Source organism: Intrasporangium sp., from assembly GCF_051961875.1.
In the GTDB taxonomy this organism is placed as follows: Bacteria; Actinomycetota; Actinomycetes; order Actinomycetales; family Dermatophilaceae; genus Intrasporangium_A.
The window spans coordinates 23,846-30,458 of sequence record NZ_JBQCCV010000313.1 but is presented as its reverse complement, the minus strand read 5'-3'; the positions used below and the strand labels follow the sequence as shown (position 1 = coordinate 30,458).

Annotated in this window: 5 protein-coding genes; 2 read left to right on the top strand and 3 right to left on the bottom strand. The window is 70.7% G+C overall.

The genetic code is table 11. From position 1 onward, the window contains the following. Together ACTHJJ_RS19290 and ACTHJJ_RS19285 are read left to right on the top strand one after the other, a co-directional pair. Positions 1–1,432 (top strand): cell wall-binding repeat-containing protein (locus ACTHJJ_RS19290; RefSeq protein WP_440304570.1); only part of this gene is annotated, 1,432 nt, incomplete at its 5' end. Positions 1,433–1,613: 181 nt separating this feature from the next. Further along, positions 1,614–3,476, top strand: a complete 1,863-nt coding sequence (locus tag ACTHJJ_RS19285; RefSeq protein WP_440304569.1) for an acyl-CoA dehydrogenase — start codon at positions 1,614–1,616, stop codon at positions 3,474–3,476. Between the two features lie 91 nt (positions 3,477–3,567). Here the strand turns inward: ACTHJJ_RS19285 and ACTHJJ_RS19280 are convergent, their stop codons facing one another. The 3 genes from ACTHJJ_RS19280 to ACTHJJ_RS19270 form a co-directional block, all read right to left on the bottom strand. Beyond that, positions 3,568–3,828, bottom strand: coding sequence for a DUF6458 family protein (locus ACTHJJ_RS19280; protein ID WP_440304568.1), 261 nt, complete (start codon positions 3,826–3,828; stop codon positions 3,568–3,570). 69 nt (positions 3,829–3,897) lie between these two features. Next, positions 3,898–5,766 (bottom strand): redoxin domain-containing protein, encoded by a 1,869-nt coding sequence (locus ACTHJJ_RS19275; RefSeq protein WP_440304567.1) that lies wholly within the window; start codon positions 5,764–5,766, stop codon positions 3,898–3,900. Beyond that, a complete protein-coding gene (locus ACTHJJ_RS19270; RefSeq protein ID WP_440304566.1) occupies positions 5,766–6,569 on the bottom strand; it encodes a carbon-nitrogen family hydrolase in 804 nt (267 codons plus the stop codon). The genes ACTHJJ_RS19275 and ACTHJJ_RS19270 overlap by 1 nt, the downstream gene beginning before the upstream one ends. Positions 6,570–6,613 lie beyond the last annotated feature (44 nt).

Sequence of the window (6,613 nt, the reverse complement as noted above, 5' to 3'; positions counted from 1 at the left end):
GATCCGCGACCAGTCCTACCCCGCCTATGGCCGGGTCCGGGCCGCCTTCGTGCACCACACCGTCAACGCCAACGACTACACCGCCGACCAGGTGCCCGGCATCATCCGCGGCATCTACACGTACCACGTCAAGGGCAACGGCTGGCGCGACATCGGCTACAACTTCCTCGTCGACCGGTTCGGCCGGATCTGGGAGGGGCGCTGGGGCGGGGTCGACAAGGCTGTCGTCGGTGCGCACACCTACGGGCTCAACTCGGACGTCTTCGCCGCGTCTGTGATCGGCAACTACGAGACCGCCCAGCCAAGCAGCGCGACCGTCACCGCGCTGGCCCGGCTCATCGCCTGGAAGGCGTCGATCCACCACTTCGACGTCCAGGGCAGGACCACGATCAACGGCAAGACCTACGACAACATCTCCGGGCACCGGGACGCCAAGGACAACTACACGGAGTGCCCGGGCAAGTACCTCTACGCCAAGCTGCCGACCATCCGCCAGCAGGCTGCCACCTACGCCCCGGCCGTCGCCCGGTTGGCGGGCGCCGACCGCTACGAGACGGCCGCGGCGGTCTCCGCGCAGACCTATGGCGCCGGCGCTCCCGTCGCCTACGTCGCCACGGGCGCCGATTTCCCCGACGCCCTCGCCGGGGCCGCCGCGGCCGGGTCGCTGGGCGGCCCGATCCTGCTCACCCGCAAGACGAGCCTCCCCGATGCGACGGCGACCGAGCTGCGGCGGCTCAAGCCGCGCAAGATCGTGGTCCTCGGCTCGACCGGGGTGATCTCCGCGTCGCTGGAGTCGACGCTCCGGTCCTACGCCGGCACGGTGCAGCGCCAGGCCGGCCCGGACCGCTACGACACTGCCTCCGCGGTATCGCGGTCCACCTTCGCTGCCGGGGCACCCGTGGCCTACGTCGCGACCGGCACGAACTTCCCGGATGCCCTCGCCGGAGGCCCCGCCGGTGGCATGAAGGACGGACCGGTGCTGCTCGTCAAGGGAGGGTCCATCCCGCCCGCCACGGCCACGGAGCTGGCGAGGCTCAAGCCCCGCAGCATCGTCGTCCTCGGCAGCACCGGCGTCGTCCCGGCCTCGGTGGAGCAGTCGCTCCGGGCCTACTCCGCCAACGTCTCACGGGCCGCCGGGTCGGACCGCTACACCACAGCCGCCAAGGTGTCCGCCACGACCTTCGGCACCCGCGTCCCGATCGCCTTCGTGGCGACCGGGGACGACTTCCCCGACGCCCTAGCCGGCGGCGCGGCCGGCGGCTTCCGCGGCGGCCCCATCCTGCTGACTCGCGCGACCACGGTGCCCCAGGCCACGCTCGACGAGCTGACCCGCCTCAAGCCAGCCCGCATCGTCGTCCTGGGGAGCACCGGAGTGGTCAGCGACGCCGTCGCGAAGCGGCTGTGGGCCTACGAGGCCCCGCCGTCCAGCTGACCCCGGCCACGAAGGGGCCCGGTCCGCACGGACCGGGCCCTTCGCTGTCCCTGCCAGCACCGAGAGGCGAGGTATGCCGCTGGGCCGACCCACCGGCATACGGGCCGTTCCGGTTGCGATTGTTACTACCGGGTAGCATGATGAAAGTTGACTCGTCGGTAACAAAGGAGTTGGAGCAGCGGTGGGCCACTACAAGAGCAACGTGCGCGACCTCGAGTTCAACCTGTTCGAGGTGTTCGGCCGGCAGGACGTGCTGGGGCACGGCATCTACGCGGACGTCGACGTCGACGCCGCCAAGGACATCCTCCACGAGGTCTCGCGCCTCGCCGAGAACGAGCTCGCCGAGAGCCTGCTCGACTCCGACCGCAACCCGCCCGTCTACGACCCCACGACCCACTCCGTCACGATCCCCGACTCGTTCAAGCAGTCGTTCCGCGCCTACGTCGACGCCGGCTGGGGCAACCTCGACGCGCCGGCCGAGCTCGGCGGCATGGTCGTCCCGCCGTCGCTGCGCTGGTCCGTCGCGGAGATGGTCTGCGGCGCGAACCCCGCCGTGCACATGTACTCCGCCAGCTACTCCTTCGCGAACCTGCTCTACCACCTCGGCACCGAGGACCAGCGGAAGCTCGCCCGGCACATCGTCGAGCAGGGCTGGCACACGACGATGGTTCTCACCGAGCCGGACGCCGGCTCCGACGTCGGCGCCGGCCGCACCAAGGCGACGCAGCAGCCGGACGGCACCTGGCACCTCGAGGGCGTCAAGCGCTTCATCACGTCAGCCGAGTCCGACATGGTCGACAACATCGTCCACTTCGTGCTCGCCCGCCCCGAGGGGGCGGCGCCCGGCACGAAGGGCCTCTCGCTCTTCATCGTCCCGAAGTTCCACGTCGACCTCGAGACCGGCGAGCTGCGTGACCGCAACGGCGTCTACGTCACGAACGTCGAGCACAAGATGGGGCTCAAGGTCAGCACCACGTGCGAGGTGACCTTCGGCGAGCACGAGCCGGCCGTCGGCACGCTCCTCGGGGATGTCCATGACGGCATCGCGCAAATGTTCAAGGTCATCGAGAACGCGCGAATGTTCGTGGGCACCAAGGCAATTGCGACGCTGTCGACCGGTTACCTCAACGCCCTCGAGTACGCGAAGCAGCGCGTGCAGGGCGCGGACCTGACGCAGCAGACGGACAAGACGGCGCCGCGCGTCACGATCACGCACCACCCGGACGTGCGCCGGTCGCTGATGCTCCAGAAGGCCTACGCCGAGGGACTCCGGGCACTCGTCGTCTACACCGCTGCACAGCAGGACGTCGTCGCCCAGGCACAGGGCGGCAATCCCGCCGCCCCCCTGGAGAAGGGATCTGACGCGGAGCTTGCGAGCCGGGTCAGTGATCTGCTCCTGCCCATCGTCAAGGGCCTCGGTTCGGAGCGGGCCTGGGTGCTGCTCGGCACCGAGTCGCTCCAGACCCTCGGCGGCTCCGGCTTCCTGCAGGACTACCCGATCGAGCAGTATGTCCGGGACGCGAAGATCGACACCCTCTACGAGGGCACGACGGCGATCCAGGGCATGGACTTCTTCTTCCGCAAGATCGTCCGGGACAAGGGCCAGTCCCTGCAGCACGTCGCGGGGCAGATCCAGGAGTTCGCGAAGGACCTCGGCGGCTCGCTCGACCGGGAGCGTGAGCTGCTCGGCAAGGCGCTCGAGGACGTCCAGGGCATGCTCGGCCACATGGTCGGCGACCTCATGAAGTCCGACCCCCGGATGGGCGGCGACGTCTCGAACCTCTACATGGTGGGCCAGAACAGCACGCGGTTCCTGCTCGCGGCCGGCGACCTCCTCGTCGGCTGGCTCCTGCTCCGACAGGCCGAGGTGGCCCAGCGGGCGCTCGACGCCGGGGCGGCCGGCAAGGACGCGGACTTCTACACGGGCAAGGTCGCTGCCGCCTCCTTCTACGCGAGAAACGTCCTGCCCCGGCTCGCGGCCGAGCGGGCCATCGTCGAGGCGACGGACAACTCCCTCATGGACGTGCCCGAAGCGGCGTTCTAGCCGCAGGAGGGGCGAGCACGCAGACGGCGGCCCGGGCACCCCGTGCTGGCACCCGGGCCGCCGTGGCCCCGAAGTTCTTTGTCAGGTCAGGTCAGACCTCGTCGTCACGGTCGATGACCTGACGCTCCCGCTCCACGACATCGGGACCGCCGCGGCGCTCCACGACGGTCGTGTGCTCCGTGTGGGTCCGCTGCGCGTTGATGATGAGGGCGAGGATGATGGCGAGCGCACCGGCCGCCATGAGGATGATGCCGACGGTGTTGAGGTTCGTGTTGAGCAGGCTCGTGTCGAGGTTCGTGAAGTAGAAGATCGAGCCCAGTACGAGCAGGATGATTCCGAGACCGATACCCATGTTCGTCTCCTTGTCCGGGGCACGCGGGGCCGCGCGCCTCGGCCGTCCCCTACCCACGCCGGGGTCTGCTCACACGCCCCGCAGATCAAGGCTCAGCCGCGAGTCGCCCTCGGGGTCGACGGTGACCGGGATGCCCCAGTCCTGCTGGAAGAGATGGCAGGCGGCGTGCTCGGGCACCTCGCCGGTCTCGGGGTCGCCGTCGCAGGCGGCAGCCTGCACCGACACGTGGAGTGTCCCGCTCGGTATGCCGCTCACCACCTCGAGCGTGCGCCGCAACCCTCGCGCGCGCCCGGCTCCCGCGGCGAGCAGCTCGGGCGGAGAAGCGGACACGTCGAGCATCGTCGGGTCGCCCCAGCGGTCGTCGAGCTTCTGTCCGGGCGGCGGCACGAAGCTGACCTCGAGCTCGACGGTCCCCGGCGGCAGGGTCGTCGGTGGTCGCTGGGTGCGGTGCGCCGGCCCGTCGACCTGCTGCGCATCCTCGGGCAGCGGCACCCGGACCAGGCGGTGCGCGGCAGACTCGACGACGACCAGCCGGGTCTGGCCGGTCTCCGGATCCGTCTCGACGACGGCATCGCTCGGCTCGGCAAGGCCCTGGGCCAGGGTCGTGACCTGCCCGGTCGGCGGGTCGTAGCGGCGGATCGCGCCGTTGTAGGTGTCGCTGATCGCCACGGATCCGTCGGGCAGCTCCGTGACACCGAGGGGATGCTGGAGCAGGGCCTGGTCCGCCGGACCGTCGCGGTGGCCGAAGTCGAACAGCCCTGTCCCGACATGGGATTCGACGACGAGGTCGCCAGTCTCATTGCGGCGCAGGGACCGTAGGGCAGACGTCTCCGAGTCGGCGATCCACAGCCGGTCGCCGGCCTGCGTCGTGGCGAGCCCGGAGGGCTGGGCGAACCAGGCCTGCCGCGACGGCCCGTCGACGAGCCCCTCGTTCGACGTGCCGGCCACCACCTCGACGACGCCGTCCTCCAGGGTCTCGCCCGGCGTCCAGGCCCACAACTGGTGCGTGCCGGCCATGGCGACGACGACGCGGTCTCCGAACCAGGCGAGGTCCCACGGGGTCGAGAGCGGCTGGGCCAGCGCCGGACCGCCGCCGCTCCGCTCCCGCAGCTGTCGGCCCGTGCCGGCCAGAGTATGAATGGTGCCGTCAGAGAACCGGATTCCCTTGAGCTGATGCTTCACCGAGTCGGCGACGACGACGTCGACGTCGAGGCGCTCGCGGAGCGCAGGAGGAGCGAGCAGGAGGCCCTGCGGCTCGTTGAGGACACCCGGGCCGCCCCATCGTGCGCGCTCGGTCTCGAGGTCAGCCTCGAGATGGACCACCTCGTGATTTGCAGTGTCGGAGACGAGGAAGGAACCGTCCGGGAGGGCAACTGCCTTGCCCGGGAACCGGAGCGTCGTGTCGGCCGGCGCCGGCGGGACGTAGGGGTCGTCGCCGGGCTGGAGCGTGCCCTTCGCCGTATGCTCCGCGATGAGCTCACGCACCAGCGCCGCGAGGCCGGGCCCATGCCCCTCGCCGGACATCGAGGCGACGATGAAGCCCTCGGGGTCGATGACGACCAGCGTCGGCCACGCGCGCGCCGTGTAGGCCCGCCACGTCGTGAGCTCAGGGTCGTCGAGCACCGGGTGGTGGACGGCATACCGCTCGACGGCGGCGGCGAGCGCGACGGGGTCGGCCTCGTGCTCGAACTTCGGTGAGTGGACCCCGATGATCGTGAGGGCTCCGTCGAACTCCTGCTCCACCGGGCGGAGCTCGTCGAGGACGTGGAGGCAGTTGACGCAGCAGAAGGTCCAGAAGTCCAGGACGGTGATGCGGCCCCGGAGGTCGGACAGGGTGATGGGGCGGCCGCCCGTGTTGAGCCACCCGCGGCCGACAAGCTCCGGTGCGCGGACGCGAGCACGGGCGCGGGCGCTGGGCACGGCATTCTGGGTCGCCATCAGAGCCTCCGGTCGGCGAGGACCGGGAACGCAGTGCGGACCTGGTGAACCGTCGGGATGTCGACCTCCACGCTGAGGACCTCCTCGTCGGGCCCGGCCTCGGCCAGGACGGCACCGGAGGCGTCGACGACCTGCGACTGGCCGCCCATCTCGTGGCCGGCGTGGCTGCCGGCCGTGTTGCACTGGACCACGACGCACTGGTCCTCGATGGCGCGAGCGCGGCCGAGCAGTGACCAGTGCGCGATCCGGGGCTTCGGCCACGCAGCTGGGATGACGAAGACCTCCGAGCCCCGGTCGAGCAGCGCGCGGTAGAGCTCCGGGAAGCGGAGGTCGTAGCAGGTGGACAGCCCGACACGGACGGGCTCGCGGCCGGCGACGGGGACGTCGACGGTCACGATGTCGGCGCCTGGATCCATGAGCTTCGGCTCCCCCTGTCCGAAGCCGAAGCGGTGGATCTTGCGGTAGGTCGCGACGAGCTCACCGTCCGCCGAGAAGACGAGGGAGGTGTTCCAGCAGCCGTGCCCGTCAGTGGCCTCGGGGGCGCCGGACTCGACGATCGACCCACCATGGAGCGTGACGCCGGCGTCGCGAGCGGCCCAGGCGAGCGCCTGCGCGATCGGCCCGTCGACGGGCTCGGCCCGCTCGGGCCAGTTCCGGTAGTCGAACCCACCGGCCGCCCAGAGCTCCGGGAGGACGACGAGGTCGTGCCCCTCCTGCTGCCGCACGAGTGCCGTGACCCGAGCGGTCCGCTCCGCGACGGACTCACCATCGCCGTAGGCGAGCTGGATGACTGCAACCTTCATGGGCCAAGCCTCACACGTCGCCGACCTCGGCGCGTCGACCGTCC